Source organism: Bacillus sp. GC_Bacil_1, assembly GCF_026540675.1.
Lineage (GTDB): Bacteria > Bacillota > Bacilli > Bacillales > Bacillaceae_G > Bacillus_A > Bacillus_A cereus.
In genome coordinates, this window is the sequence record NZ_JALNUG010000010.1 from 26,442 (window position 1) to 46,734 (window position 20,293).

The window sequence follows — 20,293 nt, forward strand, 5'->3', positions numbered from 1 at the left end:
TTTTAATCCTCACAAAATAATTCATGTTAGATTTCCTGACATCATGTATATAATTTTCTGAATTTTTAGTTGATTTTTAGTTTAATTTCGAATATGATATGAAACATAACAAATAGATGTTATTTTTTCTAACATTATAGGAGGAGAGCTCATGAATATGGGAGATACAGTTTTTATGTTTGTGACGACAGTAATGGTCATGTTGATGACACCAGGATTGGCACTTTTTTATGGAGGTATGGTTCGCAGCAAAAATGTACTCAGCACAACGATGCATAGTTATAGCGCAATGGCTATCGTTTCGATTCAATGGATTGTTATCGGCTATTCTTTATCATTCGGACCAGATTGGCACGGGCTTATCGGTACACTTGATTGGTTCGGTCTAAACGGAGTTACCTACGCACCAAATCCAGACTACTCATCTACTATTCCTCACAATTTATTCATGATGTTTCAACTCATGTTCGCCATTTTAACTCCAGCTTTAATTTCAGGTGCATTCGCTGAAAGAATGCGATTTTCTGCCTTTCTTATTTTTATCCTTCTATGGACAACGATCGTTTACAATCCTGTCGCTCATTGGGTATGGGGCGTCGGCGGGTGGCTAAGGGAACTTGGTGCACTAGACTTCGCTGGCGGAAACGTCGTTCACATCACTTCCGGAGTTGCTGGTCTTGTATTAGCTATTTTCCTTGGAAAACGAAAAAACATAAACGGTTCTTCTCCTCACCATTTGCCATTTACAATGTTAGGCGCAGGCTTATTATGGTTTGGCTGGTTCGGTTTTAACGTCGGCAGCGCATTATCCTTAAACGACGTAGCTTTAACTGCATTTATTAATACAAATATAGCCGCTGCTGCCTCCGCTCTAACTTGGATGCTTTCTGAATGGTTCTTCCAATCAAAACCGACTGCGATGGGAGCTGCTTGCGGAGTTGTTTCTGGTCTAGTCGCTATTACACCAGCTTGCGGGTTCGTTACACCTTTCTCCGCTCTTCTTATCGGAGCAATTGGTGGTATATTATGCTTTGGCGCCGTTTTCTTCTTAAAAACAAAATTCGGGTATGACGATACACTTGATGCCTTTGGATGCCACGGCATCGGAGGAACTTGGGGCGGTATTGCAACAGGACTATTTGCAACTACTACCGTAAACGGGGATGGTGCGAACGGATTGTTTTACGGAAACGCCGCTTTACTGTTTAAACAACTTATAGCAATTGGCGCAACATATGCATTCACGATCATCATGACGTATGCCATTATTAAAGCGATTAACTTCTTCCTCCCTGTTCGCGTCGATGAACATGAAGAACACATGGGTCTTGATATTTCAATGCACGGCGAGAAGGCTTATGAACATGCAGAGCGAGCAAACTAAAAAAGAGACGCAATCTATTGATAGTAGATTGCATCTCTTTTTTGCGTACTAGGCAACATACCCCACCTAGTATAAATGTAAATATATCATCGGTTTTTTGAATATATCAACGATTTTTCAAATATATCGATTGTTTCTTTCAATATATCAACGGTTCGACACAACATATCGATTTACAAACAAATTCCGACATAATTTACAAGCAAAATACCCCACATAACGTTATAGAAAAAAGATGACCGAAACCCGGTCGTCTTTTCCTATTTATTTCGGAGCATTTCCTACATATTGCGTAATATCAACATTTAACGCCTGCGCTAAGCGCATACCGTATTCTTGATCTGCACGGAAGAAGTTACAAACAGCTAATAATTTTGTGCGTTCATTTACGTCTTTTAGATCATTTGTTAAGTTCGCAATTAAGTTATCTTGCTCTTCTTTAGAGAATGAACGGTAACGCTCACCTGCTTGTTTAAAGTCATTTGGTTTCTCGATTTTTTCACGAGATACATAGCCTTCTACTTTCATAGTTGAATCGCGGTAAGCTTTGTCTTCAACCGGATTCTCTGCATGACGGCTCGGTTCGTAGTTGATTGTAGATGGGTTTTGATTTACTTGCATCGCACCATCACGTTGTTGATTATGAACAGCTGCGTATGGGCAGTTTACAGGAATTTGTAAGTAATTTGCACCAAGACGATAACGCTGTGTATCTGGGTAAGAGAATAAACGACCTTGTAATAATTTATCTTCCGATGGCTCAATACCATTTACAGTTGCACTTGGAGAGAACGCTACTTGTTCTACTTCTGCAAAGAAATTTTTCGGATTACGATTTAACGTCATCGTCCCTACTTCCATTAATGGGAAGCGATCTTCTGGCCATACTTTCGTTGGATCTAATGGATCAAAGTCTAAAGAGTCCATTTCATCTAATTGCATAACTTGTACGTGTAAATCCCATTTCGGGTGATTTCCTTTTTCGATTGCGTCGAACAAGTCACGAGTTGCATGATTGAAGTCTTTCCCTTGTACTTCTTGCACTTCTTTCGCATTTAAGTTACGTACACCTTGCTGTGGTTTCCAGTGGTATTTAATATAAACAATTTTACCTTCTTCATTAATCCATTTAAATGAATGGACGCCGAAACCTTCCATTTTACGATAACTTGCTGGTGTACCGTAATCAGAAAATACCCATGTCATCATGTGTGTAGATTCTGGAGTTAACGCCATGAAATCCCAGTAACGATCTGGCGTTTGAATATTCGTATCAGGTGCTGGTTTTAAAGAATGTACCATATCAGGGAATTTAATTGCATCACGAATGAAGAAAACCGGTAAATGATTACCTACGATATCGTAGTTTCCTTCTTCTGTATAAAATTTAACAGCGAACCCACGTGGGTCACGTGCTGTTTCAGGAGAACCTTGACCATGAATAACCGTTGAAAAACGAACAAATACAGGCGTTTCAGTTCCTTCATTTTGTAAAAATGCCGCTTTCGTATATTGCTTCATACTATTTTTCGTTACGAATACACCGTGAGCACCTGCACCACGTGCATGCACAACACGCTCCGGAATACGTTCACGATCAAAGTGCGCAAGTTTTTCTACTAAATGATAGTCTTCTAATAATACTGGTCCACGACGACCAGCTGTACGAGAATTTTGGTTATCTCCAACTGGAGCACCTTGGTTTGTTGTTAAGCGATTATTTGGATTCATCTAGGGGGATCCTCCTCTTTCCTTCATAGTAATTATTATTTATTTAAAATTATTATAAACTAATTATTATTCAAAACTAAACCTTTGTCAACTATTTCCTTCACTTTTTTTGAAACAATTTCAGCCAAACAGTCGATAAATGCAGATTGTGCATTCGGCATACTTGGTCTAAAATATTTGGCATTTAATTCATCAGTTACAACTTTACATTCATAATCGTTGTCATATAAAACTTCTAAATGCTCCGCTACAAAACCAACTGGGCAATATACGAAAGATTCGTACCCATGCTCTGCATATAAATCTTTCGTTAAATCTTGGACATCTGGACCAATCCATGGATCAGGAGTATTCCCAGCACTTTGCCAACCGATTGTATAGTTTTGAATATTTGCAGCTTCTGCAATTAAATCTGCCGTATACTTTAGTTGTTCTACATATGGGTCTCCTGCTGCAATAATCTTTTCTGGCAAACTATGCGCTGAGAAAATTACGACTGCTTTCTCTTTATCATCAATTTCTGTAAACGTTTCTTTTATTTGGTCTGCCCAATACGAAATAAATTTCGGTTCATCATACCATTGTTCAATTGGTTCAATAACAGGACCACCGATTTCTTTTGAAAGACGAATAGCACGATCATTATACGCTTTAATGCTAAATGTAGAATAGTGCGGTGCTAATACGATACTAATCGCCTGCTCAATTCCATCTCGCTTCATTTCCTCTACAGCATCTTCTATAAATGGCGCAGTATGTTTTAAACCTAAGTAACAAGTAAATTCATACTCTGTAAATATGTTATTCATCGAATCTGTTAATTTATGCGCCTGCTCTTTCGTAATTTTTGCAAGCGGCGAAATTCCACCAATCGCTTTATAGCGCCCAATTAAATCTTCAAGCGCTTCTTCTGACGGCTTACGTCCGTGACGGATATGTGTATAATATGCCTCTACATCGTCTAATGATTCTGGTGTTCCATACGCCATTACGAGTAAACCTATTTTTTTCTTTGTCATCTATATAACACCTCAATTTTATAAATGAGAATCCTTTTCAGAACATTTGTTTCCAATTATAACAATTAATAATAAGTATGTCAAAATAATAATTCTAATTAAGTATTATTTATAAGGTGATTTTGAATTTTATATGACAATTTCTTTAATAAAAAGCGACTTACATAATTGTAAGCCGCTTTTCCCTTATTCCTTAATATTTACCCCATATTCTTTAAACCAAACGTGAATTTGTGCTAAATGAGCTAAAAGCTGTGGCCCAGTCATCAATTGACCAAACCATGGTGTTTGAAATGCACTGCCACCAGACTGAATTAATCCGTTCAACTGCTCCTTATCAAACAATTCGTGTAAAATTGAACCTTTATCCGTTAATAGATTTTGAAGCCATACTGTTACTGCTTTTGTATAGTGTGGATTGTGCGTTTTCGGATAAGGACTCTTCTTTCTATATAAGATGTCATGTGGAAGTACATCTTCTAACGCTTTACGTAATAGACCTTTTTCGCGGTTTTTATACATTTTCATTTCCCAAGGAATATTCCACGCATATTCGACAAGGCGATGATCTGCAAATGGAACACGTACTTCTAAACTTGCCCCCATACTCATGCGGTCTTTTCTGTCTAATAATGTTGTCATAAACCATACCATATTTAAATAAAATAATTGGCGTCTTTTTGCTTCTAGCGGACTTTCTCCCTCTAAAATAGGAACTTCTTGAATCGACTCTTCATAGCGCCTTTGTACATATTGTTGTAAATTTAATTTATTTCTCCATTCTTTCTTTAGCAGTTGTTCACGTGCTTCTGTAGAGCGCATCCACGGAAAGGCACTCGATTGTAAATCATCTTCTCTATAAAACCACGGATATCCACCAAATATTTCATCTGCACATTCCCCAGATAAACCGACGACAAAATCTTGTTTAATTTCGCGGCAAAACCATAATAATGACGAATCGATATCTGCCATACCAGGCAAATCACGAACGAGTACTGCTTCAGTTAAATACTCTGCTAATTTTTCATTCGAAATGACGCAGCGATGATGGGTTGTTTGAAATGTCTCAGTCATTAAATTAATAAACGGAGCATCTGAATTTGGCTGGAACGCATTCGCTTTAAAGTATTTGTCATTATCTTCGTAATCAATAGAATACGTGTGTAATTGCCCTTTTCCTGATCTCTCGTATTCTTTTGCTGCGATAGCTGTAATAGCGCTCGAATCTACACCACCTGATAAAAAAGTACATAGTGGCACATCAGAAACAAGCTGCCTTGTAATCGCATCTTGTAATAAAAAGCGCGTTTTCTCTACTGTTTCTTCAAAAGAGTCTTCATGTTTTTTACTTTCTACATTCCAATATCTCCATATACATAAACCGTTCTTTGAAAATGTCATCGCATGACCTGGACGTAATTCTTTTATACCAGCATAAATACCATGGCCAGGCGTTCTTGACGGTCCGAGGCCGAATATTTCGGATAACCCTTCTAACGTTACTTCCGCCTTCACATCTGGATGAGCCAGTATCGCTTTTAACTCTGAACCAAATAGTAATCGCCCACTATCATATTTATAAAATAGCGGTTTTACACCTAGTCGATCTCGCGCAATAAATACTTGTTCTTTCTGTTCATCCCATACAGCAAACGCATATATACCGTTTAAATGATCGACACATTCTTCTTTCCATTCAATATAAGAAGCTAATAATACTTCTGTATCAGAATGACCTTTAAACGTATACCCTCTTCTTAATAATTCCTTTCGAATGTCTTCTGTGTTATAAAGTTCACCGTTATAGCAAATGGCGTAATTCGTTTCATCTTTTAAACAAGTCATCGGTTGTTTCCCGCCCTCAGGGTCCACAACGATTAAACGTTTATGCCCAAATGCGACATTGCCTTTAATCCAAACTTTATTATCATCCGGACCACGTTTCGCTAACGTCTCAGCCATCTTCGTAACGACATCTCTTTCTCCTTCTAATGAGCGTTTATAATCCACCCATCCTGTAATCCCGCACATATAAATCATCCTTCCATCTTATTTCTTTTCTTGAACGTGCAGTAATCCCCACCCTAAGAGTGCGGATCAAAAAATGGAAAACTTGACGATAACCTACTATCCACATATGGAATAGCATTCTCACTCAGTAAAACGTGTTTTATTGTATGCCCACCTATGTCTAGATGTGTCTAGTTATAAAGAATGCACGAACTGTCTATAACAGGAATAACTACTTTTTATAAAGGAGAAATCATGTATGATACAACGTAACCATATTTTATATAACCAGCCCCGCGCTCATACAGTCGGTAATGTAGAATATATAAACAATGAATGGGTATTCTTTGATGATGAAAATGATGAAGCATTTTTATTAGAAGATATTGCCGAAGATGGTTTTGAGATTTTATATAACAACAACTGGCTACCAGCTCGTTTCTATGAACAAGATATATTACAAATCGCCAACGAACAGCACCACCTGCAAAACGGGGAAATGATACGTATTCGAAAAAAATTACTTCTTAGCTATAATGAATGGCTCGAGGAATTACCTGACTCTGTGTTCACATTATTAACCGAATCATTGCAATCACTTCACTACTCTTTATATGATTGCATGTATTGTCATAATTATTTATCTTTCTTACCGAAACAGGAGTCACGCGAAGGAGTAAATATTCTTTTGTTTGATAACGAAGAGATGATCTGTACACTACAGCATCATTTCGTCCGTCACACTACATCCAATAAAAACATGTTCCGTTTTACGAAAGTAAATGGAGAAGAGTTACATATCGATGCGACATAAAAAGTAAAAACCACCTTAGCTCCCAAGTCTTTGAGATTATAAGGTGGTTTTATTTTCTTTATTAGAATACTTGCCAACCAATCGGTAATTTCAGTCCAAGGTAAAATACTGCTACTAATGCAACAATAAATAGCCCCCAAACTGCCCCTGTTGCTTTGTTCTTGCTCATTTTCACAAGAACCATTTCCATTCCACCGATAACTAAAATACCAGCTATCATTTTTAAACCATACCACATGTGCATGTTACTTGTTGCAGTCTTCATAATCCCCATGTACAACATGAAACCTGTCACAATAATGATAATGTACATAAGACGAAGCCCCATATGTACACCTTTACCTTTTCTTCCTGCTGAATAAAGTGAATACGCAACGAAGAATAAAATTAAACCTAACGCCCATGCTGTAATATGCATATGTACCATCGTATCCCTTACCTCCTCTTTTCACACTTTTTCACTCTATATGATAACATGTTCATTTATTTTCAGGAAATGTTTCGCTTTTTTACATTTAAATGCTATAATATTTAGAGTATTTACAAACTTCTTGTAATAACAAAAGGGGGAACAATCATGATTCAAACTAAGGATATTATCGAACTTACAGACACATATGGAGCAAATAACTATCACCCACTTCCAATCGTTATTTCTAAAGCAGAAGGTGTTTGGGTAGAAGATCCTGAAGGAAACCGCTATATGGACTTATTAAGTGCATATTCTGCAGTAAACCAAGGTCATCGTCACCCGAAAATTATTAACGCTTTAATTGACCAAGCTAATCGTGTTACGTTAACTTCTCGTGCTTTCCATAGCGATCAATTAGGTCCTTGGTACGAAAAAGTTGCGAAACTAACTAATAAAGAAATGGTACTTCCAATGAATACAGGTGCTGAAGCTGTTGAAACTGCAATTAAAACAGTTCGTCGCTGGGCTTATGATGTGAAGAAAGTAGAAGCAAACCGTGCTGAAATCATCGTTTGTGAAGATAACTTCCACGGACGTACAATGGGTTCTGTTTCTATGTCTTCAAATGAAGAGTACAAGCGTGGATTCGGTCCAATGCTTCCTGGCATCGTTGTAATTCCTTACGGTGATTTAGAAGCATTAAAAGCCGCAATTACACCAAACACAGCAGCATTCATTTTAGAGCCAATTCAAGGTGAAGCAGGAATTAACATCCCACCAGCTGGTTACTTAAAAGAAGCTCTTGAAGTATGTAAAAAAGAAAACGTTTTATTCGTAGCAGATGAAATCCAAACAGGCTTAGGCCGTACTGGTAAAGTATTCGCTTGTGACTGGGACGATGTAACTCCTGACATGTACATACTTGGTAAAGCCCTTGGTGGCGGTGTATTCCCGATCTCTTGTGTTGCAGCAAACCGCGACATTTTAGGTGTATTTGAGCCAGGTTCTCATGGTTCTACATTCGGCGGTAACCCACTTGCATGTGCTGTTTCTATCGCAGCTCTTGAAGTTTTAGAAGAAGAAAAATTAACAGAGCGTTCTCTTCAATTAGGAGAAAAATTAGTTGGGCAATTAAAAGAAATTGATAACCCAATGATCAGTGAAGTTCGCGGTAAAGGTTTATTCATCGGTATCGAATTAAACGAGCCAGCTCGTCCTTACTGTGAACAACTAAAAGCAGCTGGTCTACTATGTAAAGAAACACACGAAAACGTAATTCGTATCGCACCACCTCTAGTAATCTCTGAAGAAGATTTAGAGTGGGCATTCCAAAAAATTAAAGCTGTATTATCGTAATAATAGAGAGGTTGCCCAACATGTTGGGACAACCTCTTTCTTTTTACATTCAATTATATTAAGATACAATTGTAATTTTCTGTATTTTAAATTCATAAAGGAGGTGCGATATGCTACTAAGATATGGTAAACATATTAACTATTTAGCTACAGCTTTTATTTTAGTTACATTCTTTAGTTTCCTACTTTCCACAACATGGCTTCATTACTCAACTCCTACTACACTCACACTACTGAAAGCATCATTTTGGACTGCTGTTATTCTTACTATTATTGGATTTGGACGAGAAAAAAGCGCACTTGCGGTTATATTATTTGGCATTTGTACACTTGCATTAATTGGTCTTTACACTTTTGCCGTTATCGATTATCTCTATAATCCGAGACCATAGAAAAGAGCTATCTTTATACAAGATAGCTCTTTTTTCATTTCACTACATTTCGCAAAGTACCAATTCTTTCCACTGTAATGACCACTTCATCACCAGCATGTAAAAACTTCGGTGGTGTAAAACCTTTTCCGACACCAGCCGGCGTTCCTGTTGCGATAATATCGCCTGGTTCTAAAGTCATTCCTTTGCTTATCGTTGAAATAATTTCTTCTATTGAAAAAATCATTTTATTCGTGTTGGAAGTTTGCCTTACTTCTCCATTTACTACCGTTTCAATGTGTAATGCATTCGGCGTTTCAACCACCGATTTATGAATTAAATACGGTCCCATCGGACAAAATGTATCGAAGCTTTTCCCAAGGAAAAACTGTTTATGTTTTCTTTGAATATCTCGAGCTGTTACATCATTTATAATCGTATAACCAAAAACATGCTCAAGGGCTTTTTCTTTTTTAATTTGCTTCCCTCGCTTACCAATAATGATAGCTAGTTCTCCTTCGTAATCTAGTTCGTCCGTTGCGTGAGGGTGACCATTAATTTGCTCATTTATGCCAATAACTGTTGTTGGTGCTTTCGTAAAGATCATTATATTTTCTGGAATAGACTCTACTCCGCCCATTTCTACCGCATGCTCACGATAGTTTTTTCCAACGCACAAAATATTCTTTCTTGGCCTTGGAATCGGCGCTAATATTTTCACCTCTGTTAACGGATAATACGCCGCTTCCCCGTTCTCTTTTGCCCAATTTACAATTTCACATACTTTCTCAAAGCATTCAGTCCCTCTTTCAATACACTCTAACATTGTAATAGGGATTGTAACCTTTTCCCCTTTTTGTCTTTGCGCTTCTCTTAAGTGTAATACCTTTTCTTCTTCTTCATCCACAATACCTACAAATACCTTTTCTTCTTTCTTCGCCGTTACAAAACGCAATATTTCCACTCTCCATCCTAAAACTCATACCTTTTAATTGTATTCGCATCCGCAAGAAAAAAACCTTCTCATGCACGCTAATTTTTACAATATTCTTCTCGCACTTATTCGTTACTTATTCATTATTTAGCATAAAATGTAGAAATTTTACTTTTTTTAGCGAAGGTATTTCTTTTTTATGGAGTTTTTGTATAATATGTACTACATATATACTAAAAATTTCATTTAGAGATGGAGCCGATTTCAATGTTTGAGCAAGCTATTGAAAAAAAACGTGAAAAAATGATCTATTTTGCTGAACGCTATGGAATGACTTCTCAAAGAACAGTGGATTGTAGCCAAGAACTGGACAGGCTCTTAAATGTAATTTGTCATGTACATACGGATTTACACCCTACTCAAACGTTCAACACACACACGCAATAACGCGTGTGTTTCTTTTATTTCAAAAAAAAACACATTTTATTGGAAACGCCCATACAATAGTAGAAAAGAAAATTTTAAAAACGAAGGGTGTTTTGTATGCCAGCTATGGTCGGACATATTCGTATCGTCAATATTGGATCAAGTGGTATTTTTCATATTGGAGATGTATTTGCGATTAGGCCTATTAGTTACTCACGTGCTTTCGCCGGGGCCGGTTCTTTCAACGTTGGAGATAATGTTTCTGTCTACAATTATCAAAGTGCAACGACTGTCAACGATTCAGATGTAATCGATCAAGCGATAATTGGCTCAACTTAAAGGAGGCAATTGCATTGAATTTTTATGTAAACCAAAGTATCATCATCAACAGTATTAAAATTGATAGTATTACAACCTCTTCTGTGTTCCAAATTGGTACTGCCGGAAGTATTAAAGCCCTATCTAAATTTTCAAATACGGGCGGATTTACGGAGCCGCTTCGCCCATTACAGGCAAAAGGACAAATTATTTCTATCAAACCATCAACTAGTTCTTCTTAAGACATCCTTGTCATAAATATATAGCAGGAATATTTTTACCCTCCCTATTGAAAAGGAGGTTTCACAAATGAATCAAGATATATATACTTACTTACACCAACTTCAACAAGCTCTTCAAACACAACAAGCAGCCATCCTAAATTTAGAAGAACAAGTGCGCCAACTCCAAGAAGAGCTTAACGAATTAAAAAATCGCCCCTCCTCTTCTGTAGGAAAAGTGGAATACAAATTCGATCAATTAAAAGTCGAAAATTTAAATGGTACTTTAAATATTGGTTTAAACCCATTTTCAGCAAAAGGACAACAAATTGAAGATTTTCAAGTGGATACAGAAACATTGAAGGTAAACCCTGAAACCGAAACAAACCCAGACTTTTATCAAGGTATCCTCCAAGAAATGCATCGATACTTAGATGAAGAAGCATATAATCGTATTCTCCATTTTGAACAAGAAGAGAGAACACCGCTTGATGAAATGTATCGACAAATGATGGTAGATGACATAAAAAAACAGATGGAGCATCGACTCCCTTATTATTTATCACAAGCGCAATCATATGAAGGTATTTCAACAGATCCAGATTATTTACGAGATATCATTATTCAGGCAATGAAACAAGATATTGACAAAGCCTTTCTCTCCTTTATTCAGCACATACCGGGAAATTTCCGAAAGGAGTAAGTATGTATGAACCTTAACGTTGTAAACCGTGAGTTAAAAGTCGGACAGATTAAAATGAACGGTGTATCGTCGTCCGCACTCTTTTTAATTGGAGATGCAAATCTCCTCATTCTATCTTCTATTCTCGATACACCATTTGAAACAGTTACAGAGGGTCCATTTGTACCATTAGTAACAGATGTCCCTCCTACTCCAGGTTAAGGAGACTGAGAAATTATGTTGCATCATGTGTCCATTGTCCAAAATGTTTCTATTATTTCTTTAGGGATTACTGCCGTATTGCAAGTTGGAGATGCAAACCAAATGGAATTAAAAAGTAGAGCTCTTGCCGTCCACCGTGAAATTCCTTGTTATATAAAGGGAGAAGGTCGTTTTGATGCTTTTGAAATCTTTACAGATGAACACATTACAATTCCAAAACGAACGACAGATGTAAAATTAAATATTGTAAATGAATGCCCTTTTATTGAAGTTAATAACGTTGAATTACGGACACTTTTAAATTCTGGTTGCTTTCAAATTGGAAATGTTGATTATGTTTTTAATAACTCTCGTATTATGCAAATCCGCCAATATATTACAAATGAACCTTCCGCACAATAATTCATATAGTAATTAAAAAGCTTAGTAAAGTAGGTGGATGGTATGCCTTCAGTTGTAGGAAATCTCGTTGTTCAAAACAGTAACGGCTCTTTCAACTTAGGAGATTTTTATAACGTGTCTCCGAAAGAAAACACGAAAGCCTATAACGGATCTGGAGCTTCCAATGTTGGGTTTGTTGTGAATACTTTTAGCGGTGTTAGTGCAACAAATACGTTTGATTCTGATGTGGCGGATCAAGATCAGATTGGAACAGCGTAAAAAAAGTAGGAGATATTCTCCTACTTTTTTCTTTTATCTAATTCAAATTATTAAAATGAAATTTTAATCAGCAAGAGCTTTACTGTTCACAAATAGTGGTATAAACAAGTAAGGAGTGAAGAGGCACTATTTCATTTTATTTAAATGATAATCCGCTCTCCTCCAAAGCTTGTCTAAGCTTCGGCAAAGACGCAGGTCCCATACCATGCAGTTTTAAAATTTCTTTTTCACTATATTTTGAGAGTTCTTCTACAGTTTGAATTCCGTGGTGCTCTAATGCTCTTCTTGCTGGTGCTGAAAGAAGAGAGAGAAAACCTTCTTTTGGTTTTCTCTCTTTCTCACAGGTTGGGCAAGTTGGACAATCGCTACTTTTATAATACTCGTGTCCCTGTTCACAAGTTCTTAACGTTTTTTCCTTTACCATTTTCAAGCCCCTCTATTCTTCAATATTTACAACGTGATTCCCATCAAAGAAATATAAACATTTCTCTTTCACAGGATGTTGTAAGCTTTTCTCGAGTGCTTTTGCATATAACGAAAGTTGCACTTTATATCGATCTTCTAAAATTGGTTTTGCTTGTTCGAATCCACCTGGGAATTTCCCTTCAATCGTATCTGTTTTGAAGTCGATTAACGTAATGCCATCTTCCTCTTCAATCATGCAGTCGATAACCCCTTGGACAAGAATCGTTTCTTCACTCTCCCCTTGCCAATCTTGATATGCTTCTTCTGCTGCAAGCATCATCGTAAATGGTACTTCACGCTCAACACTTTTCGCCGCTAATACCCTTTTACCTAAGTCACTGTCAAAGAATGAAATTACTTTTTCAATCGCTATTTCTTCCGCCTGCTCGAATGTTAATAATTCCTTATTTACCATTCCTGCGATTTGTTCTTGTAGCGTTTCGGCCGTAATCGGTTTCTTCAAATCTACATGCTGCATAACGGCATGGACTGCTGTTCCACGCTCTGCGTACGTTAACCCTTTTTTCTCCATAAAGCGCGGACGTGTTTTAATTGGTGCACGTAGTTTTTTAATAAAGGCGTTATCGCTACCTTCTTCAGATTGATAATTTCTCTTTATTTCTGTAACAGATTGCTTCGCACGATGAGATGTCGCATCCTCATATCCGTACTTCCACATTAATCTGTCGTACACTTCTTCTTTCCGTTCACTTTGCAGGGGAACAGCCTTTTTCTCACGAAGCGCTTCTAACAATTCTTGTTTCTCTTCTTGAACTGGCTCTGGTGCAAGAAGCGTGTTACCGTCCACAACTTCTACTTTCCAGCTAGTGTCATACCCGTAAATTTCATCCGGAATGCTTCCTTGTCCTAATTCAAGAAGCATTTCACTATCACGGTGTCTATATAATGAAGGTGCAATCCAGTCTAAATAACAAGACGCCCCAGCACGTATGTGATCTGGTAATAACCATTCACTATGTTCCCTCGCATCAAGCCATTTTTCCATTTCCTTAGTTGCATCCTTAACTGTTCCGATTAAAATTAGCTTCTCTTTCGCACGCGTTAACGCTACGTATAATACGCGCATTTCTTCTGCAATTAATTCCATTTTCATTTTACGCTTAATCGCAAGCTGTGATAATGTCGTATATTTAATTCGTTTACGCGGATCGATAAATTGTGAACCGAAACCGAAATCTTTATGCAGTAAGAAACGCTTCATTAAGTCTTGTGTATTAAAACGACGACCGAGTCCAGCTACAAATACGACCGGGAACTCTAGCCCTTTACTTTTATGAATCGTCATAATGCGAACAACGTCTTCTTGTTCACCGAGGGCTCTCGCCGTACCCATATCATCACCGCGTTCTAAAATACGTTCAATAAAACGCAAGAAGCGGAATAACCCTCTAAATGATGTTGCTTCATATTGTCTTGCACGGTCATATAGCACGCGCAAGTTTGCCTGCCTTTGCTTTCCAGCTGGTAAACCGCCAACGAAGTCGTAATAACCTGTCTCACCGTACACTTTCCAAATTAAATCAGAAAGGGATTGTTGACGGGCAAATTCACGCCATCCTTGCAGTAAATTATAAAACCACTCTAATTTATCATGAAGTTCTTGCTCTTCTTCAAGCGGTGCTCCTTTTAAGAACGAGCTCATTACTTCATAAAATGACCCTTTCTTCCCATGAGCACGAAGCGTCGCAAGGTCTTCATCATTTAGTCCCACAATCGGTGAACGAAGTACAGCTGCAAGCGGAATATCTTGCATCGGATTATCAATAACGCGGAATACGTTCATCATAATATTTACTTCTGTCGCTTCAAAATAACCAGTCGCAAGGTCAGCATATACTGGAATTCCTTGCAATTTTAACTCTTCCATAATTTGCGGCGCCCACGGCATCGAGCGGAGTAAAATAACGAAATCACGGTATTGTACAGGGCGCATACTATCCGTTTTACGATCATACACTTCATAACCTGAATCAACCATCGCTTTAATACGCTGCGCCATAAGACGAGCTTCTAGCTGTGCTTTTTCGACTTCTGCACCTTCTTCTCCATCCATTACTTCTTCTTCCGTTTGCTGAATACATAGTAATTCTGCTGCTACATCTTCACCTTCTGGATAGGTAGCACCTAGCTTTAGTTCAGCGTCAGCATCGTAGTCAATTTCCCCAACTTCTTCGCCCATAATTTGTTTAAAAATAAAGTTCGTACCTGCTAGTACTTCATGACGACTACGGAAGTTTTTCGCTAAGTCAATCTTCATTCCGCCGCCCAATCCTTCTTGTGTGAAGCGTTTATATTTTCCTAAGAATAGTCCTGGCTCGGCTAGTCGGAAACGATAAATCGACTGCTTTACGTCACCAACCATGAACAAGTTTCCTTCACTCTCAGAATCTTTCGTTACGAATTTAATAATGGATTCCTGTACAAAGTTCGTGTCTTGATATTCATCGACTAATACTTCAGCAAATTTATTACGATATTGGAGCGCCACTGCTGACGGATTCATTTCACCATTTTCACTTTGTTCACTTAAAATTTGTAAACAGAAATGCTCTAAATCTGTAAAATCGACCATTCCTTTATCTCGCTTCATCGCTTGGAAACGCTCTGTAAATACTTTTACAAGTTGAACAAGCTTTTCTAATACTGGGTGCACATCTTGAAAATCTCGTAAGAAACTTTCCGGTTTGCGGCTAAATAACTCTTCCTGTAATTTCTTCACTTCATCTTTCGCTTTATTACGAAGAGAGTCTACTTGTTTTACAACATCTTCATTGTAATCACTTTTCTTAATACGCTTTAACGTTTGCCACGATACGTTTTGCATCGCTTCATACAATCTTGTCCACGACTCACGAGCAGCTGATGATAGCGTTCCAAGTAAAGCTACATCTGCTTGCAGGGTTTCAATGCGAGGCGCTGGACCGTCAGGAAGCATTGCGAGTTCAGTTGCCTTACGAATATGCTGTTCCGCTGTTTCAAGCTGGAATTTCACATCTTCTAATAAATAAGAAGCATATACTAAATCCTCAATTGTCTTTCCTTCTACGTCATATGCTTCTACTAATTTATCAAGCCATTTTTCCGGATTTGGATGCGCTCTTGATTCTGTATGAAGCGCTAAAATCATACGTTGTAAGTCATCATCACTACGGTCACTCGTATAACGATCAACGAGTTCAAAGAATATCATATTATCTTCGATGCCATACTCTTCTTCTAATATGTCATCTAGCACTTCTTCTTTTAACAATTCATTTTCTGTTTGATTCGCAATACGGAAACGAGGATCAACATCAAGCATGTAGTAATATCCTCTAATTACTTGTAAACAGAATGAGTGAATTGTTGAAATGGAAGCTTTATTTAATAGGCTCAGCTGCTTTCTTACGTGTTGAGAGCCTGGTTCATCAATTAATACCTTTTCTAACGCTTCCCCGATTCGGTTTTTCATCTCTTGCGCTGCTGCATTCGTAAATGTTACAACGAGCAGGCGGTCGACATCGACTGGGTTCTCTTCATTAATAATCTTTTTAATAATACGTTCAACTAATACTGCTGTTTTACCTGATCCAGCTGCAGCCGCAACTAAAATATCACGTCCGTTCGCTACAACAGCTTTCCACTGGTCATCTGTCCATTGACTACCTTCTGGTTTTTTAGGCCAATTTTCTATCATTCTCCGCCAACCTCCTCTCTTATTTTCTCCATCGCTTCGCTATCTTTCATATCTTTTAACGATCGGAACTGATTATCTTCAAGTGACTCATCAAATTGACAAACAGATTTGAAGTTACAGAACGTACATGCTGCTTTATTTCCCATTTTATAAGGAGCAATATCGATAACACCTTCTGTAATATCTTTTCCAATATTTTCAAACGTATGGTGTACATATTTTTGCAGTACGTTAAACTCTTGCTCACTTGCAATACTTGAACGCGCACTAAAGCTACCGTCTTTTTTCAGGCCAGCAGAAATAATATCTGAGCTTCCTGTTGAAAGTTTGTTATCCATTAAACGAACAACGTCAGCATCTCCTAATACGAGTCCTTTCATTTTAAATTTCTTTAAAATTTCTTTTTCAATTTCAGCTTCAGATGCGTCACCTTTCATCTCAACGATTGGGTTATGAATATGGAAATACAATACACCAGCTGGTGATGCTGCGTGGCCTTTTTTCATCCACGTCTGTGCATTCGAAGTAACAACATCTAAATACGTTAACATTTGAAGTGCTAATCCGTAATACACTTCCGTTAAATCTAACGCTTTTGAACTTGATTTATAATCAATAATACGTAAGAACGTCCCGTTTTCATCTTCTGCCTTATCAACACGGTCAATACGACCGACTACTTCCATCTTTACACCATTTGGTAATGAGAATTCCATTGGCGGAAGTGACCCTGTACCACCCATACCGAACGGCACCTCTAAATCAACTGGTACGAATCCGCTCGACTTCGCATGTTCACGAAGAATGATTGACGTGCGGAAAATAATTTGTTGTAGTTTTTGTTTTAAATAGAAATGACGATTTGAACTTAATAAAATTTGTCGTTGTAATAACGGTGCAATTTCTTCTATTACTAAAACAGAAAGATGTTCACATTCTTTTATTGATAAATCCGCCCAAGTGCGGTTTTCACGCAATAACTTGTCCGCAATTTTCTTTAATGCCGCATGGAATAATTCGCCGATATCTGGCGCATCAAGTTTGAAAATATCACGCTCTCTAAGCGACAAACCATGCTGCGCGAAATGAGCGTATGCACAACGATTAAATAGTTCCATACGAGAGACGCTTCCTTTAATTGTATCTCCGTATAAATCTCTACTTACTGCTGTACTTAGTTTCTGCGCACGATTTCGGTAAAATAAACTTGATAGCACGCGACTACTTTTTTGTTTCCATTCATCTGACGTTACGTAGAAATTATATACATCCCACCAAAAATCTAAATTCCCTTCAAATCCGTATCGTTTCCACGTTCGTAGTTGCTGCATAACGTAAGATAACGTCACTTCTGGCGTTGCTACATATGAAATTTGTTCTGAGCGTGATAAGTCGTTTACATCATTCGTAATAAACGAATCTTTCACATTAGGGAACATTCTTTTTATTTTCTTAATAAAGCTAGACGCAAGTAACGTCTTTCCTTCTTCATCTGCAAGCGGGCATGAAATGTATAACTTCTCAGATGCTCTCGTTACCATTTGATACATAACGAACTGTTCTTCTAACAAAGTTTGTCTCGTCGTTGGCGCTAATTCAATCCCTGCTGCACCAAGAACTTCTCTTTCCTCATCAGAAAGCATACCTTCATCCATAGGTGCTGCTGGAATGACACCCTCATTTACACCTATAATAAACGTTGCTCTCACATCAGATAACCTGGAGTGATCAATATTAGCAATTAACACTTGGTCTAATGACGGCGGAATGTTAGCAAATTGAAGTGCCTCAAGACCTGTCGACATAACGTCAGTAAACATAGAAAGAGACATTTTCTCTTCCCCAAGCATCTCTACAAATGTATCAAGAAGGCTCATTACTTCTTCCCATACTTGTTCATGATCTGTCGCAAATAAGAAATCTCCACTTTCTTCTGCACGTATACGTAATTCTTCTAGTTTCTTCGGAACATCCAGTTCTTCTAAAAACAAGTAAACTGCTTCACACATTTGCATAACTGTTCCCGCACGTTTCAACCTTTTTTGCATGCGAATAACAGGCGTTCTTACAACGTCGCGTAGCCTATTTATTTTCTCTTCCATTTCACGTTCACTGTCTGTAATCATCCCGTTCGTATCGTCAAGAGAACGATAACGGCGATACATCCACGGATCCTCTGAAGTCCATCTCTTTCCTTGTACACCGTACGCTAAACAGTAGTTTTCAAACTCATCCATTTCTTCGCGCATCGTTTCTTTTCTTACGTCTAATGGATATAAAAGCTCTGTTTTCACGCAGCGGAACACCGCATCGTAACGCCAATTCCCGCTAATAATCTCTAAAGCAGAACGAATACATTCTACTAATGGATGATGTGACATCGGGCGTTTTTCATCGATGAAGTGCGGGATATTATAATCTGTAAATAAAGTCCGCATCACATCGTAATAACTTTCCCCGTTACGCAGAAGCACAGCAATATCTCGGTAACGATATTTTTCATCCGCAACAAGTTTACGAATTTCACGAGCAACACCTTCTACCTCCGCTCGTAAATTCGCAGCTGTACTAATCGTTACACTCGCTTCACCGTTAAATTTTTCATTCGGACGCGCTTCATAATGAGCTTCTAAATGCGCTAATGCTGGAGAATGAAAACGCGGCTGTTCCATAAGTGGAATTGTTTTTTCAATTTCTATTTTCTCTTCACGCGCTACTTGTTTTATTTTTTCATACGTTAACGTCGTTTCATAAAATAAATCGAGTTCATTTACTGGCTGTGCTAACGTTTTTTCATCTATCGTTAACGTGATCGTAACTTTCGCTCCGCAAATCATAAGCTGTCTTACAATCTCTAACTCTTGCGGGGAGAATGAATGAAATCCATCTATATAAATTTCCGCACCATTTACATATTCAGACTGCGGAAGCTTTTCCACTAGCAATTGCAGGTAGTCTTCTGAATCTAAGTATTTTCCAATTAAAGCACGTTCAAAATCATCGTATAGTAACTGTAAATCATACACTTTATTCGCTAGTAACTTTTGTTCGGCACTGCTACTATGCGCATCTAATTGTTGCCACATTTCATATACGTTAGATGGCGTTACATTGTAACGTTTAAACTCCGCGATCATACTGCCAAGATGTTCAAAGAAACCGTTTTGCTCCGCTGCTTTTTGGAACACCGATAACCCATCTTTACGAGACTCTACAATTTTACGGAGTAACATATGTACACCAGCTTCATCGATATGAAGACGACTTGCTCCGCCAACTTCTTGCAGTACCTTCCACGCTAATCGTGAAAAACTAAAAACTTGTGCCCGAATAGAACCTCTTACATCCTCACTTCCAATTAACGCCTGCTGCGTCTGGAATGTCATCTGTTCTGGCACAAGATATAATATTGTTTTCCCTCTCGGGCGCTGTTTTAACTCTTCTTGCACTTCACGTAAACAAAGTGTACTTTTTCCACTTCCCGCTCTACCAATCACAAATCGAAGTGACATGTAACCCCACCTTTCACTTACATAACGAACGTTAGTTTGCTACTATAATTGTATTA

19 protein-coding genes are annotated in these 20,293 nt (G+C 38.0%); 11 read left to right on the plus strand and 8 right to left on the minus strand.

Annotation, left to right across the window (positions count from 1 at the left end):
• Positions 1-151: 151 nt before the first annotated feature.
• Entirely contained in the window at positions 152-1,384 is a 1,233-nt protein-coding gene (locus tag OXT04_RS16340) for an ammonium transporter (RefSeq protein ID WP_087966117.1), read from the plus strand.
• Between the two features lie 264 nt (positions 1,385-1,648).
• On the opposite strand, the gene katB is transcribed toward OXT04_RS16340, so the two are convergent.
• From katB to asnB, 3 genes are all read right to left on the minus strand, one after another.
• Positions 1,649-3,115: a catalase KatB gene (katB, locus tag OXT04_RS16345; RefSeq protein WP_267415969.1), complete on the minus strand. Its 1,467-nt coding sequence runs from the start codon at positions 3,113-3,115 to the stop codon at positions 1,649-1,651.
• Positions 3,116-3,174: 59 nt separating this feature from the next.
• The gene (gene hemH / locus OXT04_RS16350; protein WP_065228459.1) at positions 3,175-4,134 is read right to left on the minus strand and encodes a ferrochelatase; all 960 of its coding nucleotides are present in this window, start codon (positions 4,132-4,134) and stop codon (positions 3,175-3,177) included.
• A gap of 186 nt (positions 4,135-4,320) precedes the next feature.
• Positions 4,321-6,168 carry an asparagine synthase (glutamine-hydrolyzing) gene (gene asnB / locus OXT04_RS16355; RefSeq protein WP_000333991.1) on the minus strand — a complete coding sequence of 616 codons (1,848 nt, stop codon included), beginning with the start codon at positions 6,166-6,168 and terminating at the stop codon, positions 4,321-4,323.
• 238 nt (positions 6,169-6,406) lie between these two features.
• On the opposite strand from asnB, the gene OXT04_RS16360 reads away from it, so the two are divergent.
• Positions 6,407-6,961, plus strand: coding sequence for a DUF2777 domain-containing protein (locus OXT04_RS16360; RefSeq protein ID WP_267415977.1), 555 nt, complete (start codon positions 6,407-6,409; stop codon positions 6,959-6,961).
• Between the two features lie 61 nt (positions 6,962-7,022).
• On the opposite strand, the gene OXT04_RS16365 is transcribed toward OXT04_RS16360, so the two are convergent.
• Complete coding sequence (locus OXT04_RS16365) at positions 7,023-7,388, minus strand: YisL family protein (RefSeq protein ID WP_000233490.1); 366 nt, start codon at positions 7,386-7,388, stop codon at positions 7,023-7,025.
• A 150-nt stretch (positions 7,389-7,538) separates the two neighbouring features.
• On the opposite strand from OXT04_RS16365, the gene rocD reads away from it, so the two are divergent.
• On the plus strand, positions 7,539-8,729 hold the full coding sequence (rocD, locus tag OXT04_RS16370) for an ornithine aminotransferase (RefSeq protein ID WP_267415979.1): 1,191 nt from the start codon (positions 7,539-7,541) through the stop codon (positions 8,727-8,729).
• Positions 8,730-8,839: 110 nt separating this feature from the next.
• On the plus strand, positions 8,840-9,121 hold the full coding sequence (locus tag OXT04_RS16375; protein ID WP_000926859.1) for a hypothetical protein: 282 nt from the start codon (positions 8,840-8,842) through the stop codon (positions 9,119-9,121).
• 34 nt (positions 9,122-9,155) lie between these two features.
• Here OXT04_RS16375 and OXT04_RS16380 read toward each other — a convergent pair whose 3' ends face one another.
• Positions 9,156-10,055 (minus strand): fumarylacetoacetate hydrolase family protein, encoded by a 900-nt coding sequence (locus OXT04_RS16380; RefSeq protein ID WP_053565035.1) that lies wholly within the window; start codon positions 10,053-10,055, stop codon positions 9,156-9,158.
• Positions 10,056-10,301: 246 nt separating this feature from the next.
• Between OXT04_RS16380 and OXT04_RS16385 the strand changes: the two genes are divergently transcribed.
• From OXT04_RS16385 to gerPF, 7 genes are all read left to right on the plus strand, one after another.
• Entirely contained in the window at positions 10,302-10,481 is a 180-nt protein-coding gene (locus OXT04_RS16385) for an aspartyl-phosphate phosphatase Spo0E family protein (protein WP_000462857.1), read from the plus strand.
• Positions 10,482-10,577: 96 nt separating this feature from the next.
• On the plus strand, positions 10,578-10,799 hold the full coding sequence (gene gerPA / locus OXT04_RS16390; RefSeq protein ID WP_001111187.1) for a spore germination protein GerPA: 222 nt from the start codon (positions 10,578-10,580) through the stop codon (positions 10,797-10,799).
• A gap of 14 nt (positions 10,800-10,813) precedes the next feature.
• Complete coding sequence (gene gerPB / locus OXT04_RS16395) at positions 10,814-11,020, plus strand: spore germination protein GerPB (RefSeq protein WP_001012508.1); 207 nt, start codon at positions 10,814-10,816, stop codon at positions 11,018-11,020.
• A 67-nt stretch (positions 11,021-11,087) separates the two neighbouring features.
• A complete protein-coding gene (gene gerPC, locus OXT04_RS16400) occupies positions 11,088-11,702 on the plus strand; it encodes a spore germination protein GerPC (protein WP_001070763.1) in 615 nt (204 codons plus the stop codon).
• A gap of 6 nt (positions 11,703-11,708) precedes the next feature.
• Positions 11,709-11,903 carry a spore germination protein GerPD gene (gerPD, locus tag OXT04_RS16405; RefSeq protein ID WP_001052807.1) on the plus strand — a complete coding sequence of 65 codons (195 nt, stop codon included), beginning with the start codon at positions 11,709-11,711 and terminating at the stop codon, positions 11,901-11,903.
• A gap of 15 nt (positions 11,904-11,918) precedes the next feature.
• Complete coding sequence (locus OXT04_RS16410) at positions 11,919-12,305, plus strand: spore germination protein GerPE (protein WP_267415991.1); 387 nt, start codon at positions 11,919-11,921, stop codon at positions 12,303-12,305.
• A 42-nt stretch (positions 12,306-12,347) separates the two neighbouring features.
• Positions 12,348-12,563 carry a spore germination protein GerPF gene (gerPF, locus tag OXT04_RS16415; RefSeq protein WP_001141570.1) on the plus strand — a complete coding sequence of 72 codons (216 nt, stop codon included), beginning with the start codon at positions 12,348-12,350 and terminating at the stop codon, positions 12,561-12,563.
• Positions 12,564-12,699: 136 nt separating this feature from the next.
• Here gerPF and OXT04_RS16420 read toward each other — a convergent pair whose 3' ends face one another.
• The 3 genes from OXT04_RS16420 to addB are packed head-to-tail and all read right to left on the minus strand — an operon-like array spanning position 12,700 to position 20,237.
• A complete protein-coding gene (locus tag OXT04_RS16420) occupies positions 12,700-12,987 on the minus strand; it encodes an RNA polymerase alpha subunit C-terminal domain-containing protein (RefSeq protein ID WP_016513143.1) in 288 nt (95 codons plus the stop codon).
• Positions 12,988-12,999: 12 nt separating this feature from the next.
• Complete coding sequence (gene addA / locus OXT04_RS16425; protein WP_267416000.1) at positions 13,000-16,725, minus strand: helicase-exonuclease AddAB subunit AddA; 3,726 nt, start codon at positions 16,723-16,725, stop codon at positions 13,000-13,002.
• Positions 16,722-20,237: a helicase-exonuclease AddAB subunit AddB gene (addB, locus tag OXT04_RS16430; RefSeq protein WP_267416002.1), complete on the minus strand. Its 3,516-nt coding sequence runs from the start codon at positions 20,235-20,237 to the stop codon at positions 16,722-16,724. Before addB ends, addA begins: the two co-directional genes overlap by 4 nt.
• Positions 20,238-20,293 lie beyond the last annotated feature (56 nt).

What these genes read in the sequence shown, in the direction of transcription:
- OXT04_RS16340 (WP_087966117.1), top strand. Translation starts at nt 152, where the DNA reads ATGAATATGGGAGATACAGTTTTTATGTTTGTGACGACAGTAATGGTC.
- katB (WP_267415969.1), bottom strand. Translation starts at nt 3,115, where the DNA reads ATGAATCCAAATAATCGCTTAACAACAAACCAAGGTGCTCCAGTTGGA.
- hemH (WP_065228459.1), bottom strand. Translation starts at nt 4,134, where the DNA reads ATGACAAAGAAAAAAATAGGTTTACTCGTAATGGCGTATGGAACACCA.
- asnB (WP_000333991.1), bottom strand. Translation starts at nt 6,168, where the DNA reads ATGTGCGGGATTACAGGATGGGTGGATTATAAACGCTCATTAGAAGGA.
- OXT04_RS16360 (WP_267415977.1), top strand. Translation starts at nt 6,407, where the DNA reads ATGATACAACGTAACCATATTTTATATAACCAGCCCCGCGCTCATACA.
- OXT04_RS16365 (WP_000233490.1), bottom strand. Translation starts at nt 7,388, where the DNA reads ATGGTACATATGCATATTACAGCATGGGCGTTAGGTTTAATTTTATTC.
- rocD (WP_267415979.1), top strand. Translation starts at nt 7,539, where the DNA reads ATGATTCAAACTAAGGATATTATCGAACTTACAGACACATATGGAGCA.
- OXT04_RS16375 (WP_000926859.1), top strand. Translation starts at nt 8,840, where the DNA reads ATGCTACTAAGATATGGTAAACATATTAACTATTTAGCTACAGCTTTT.
- OXT04_RS16385 (WP_000462857.1), top strand. Translation starts at nt 10,302, where the DNA reads ATGTTTGAGCAAGCTATTGAAAAAAAACGTGAAAAAATGATCTATTTT.
- gerPA (WP_001111187.1), top strand. Translation starts at nt 10,578, where the DNA reads ATGCCAGCTATGGTCGGACATATTCGTATCGTCAATATTGGATCAAGT.
- gerPC (WP_001070763.1), top strand. Translation starts at nt 11,088, where the DNA reads ATGAATCAAGATATATATACTTACTTACACCAACTTCAACAAGCTCTT.
- gerPD (WP_001052807.1), top strand. Translation starts at nt 11,709, where the DNA reads ATGAACCTTAACGTTGTAAACCGTGAGTTAAAAGTCGGACAGATTAAA.
- OXT04_RS16410 (WP_267415991.1), top strand. Translation starts at nt 11,919, where the DNA reads ATGTTGCATCATGTGTCCATTGTCCAAAATGTTTCTATTATTTCTTTA.
- gerPF (WP_001141570.1), top strand. Translation starts at nt 12,348, where the DNA reads ATGCCTTCAGTTGTAGGAAATCTCGTTGTTCAAAACAGTAACGGCTCT.
- OXT04_RS16420 (WP_016513143.1), bottom strand. Translation starts at nt 12,987, where the DNA reads ATGGTAAAGGAAAAAACGTTAAGAACTTGTGAACAGGGACACGAGTAT.
- addA (WP_267416000.1), bottom strand. Translation starts at nt 16,725, where the DNA reads ATGATAGAAAATTGGCCTAAAAAACCAGAAGGTAGTCAATGGACAGAT.
- addB (WP_267416002.1), bottom strand. Translation starts at nt 20,237, where the DNA reads ATGTCACTTCGATTTGTGATTGGTAGAGCGGGAAGTGGAAAAAGTACA.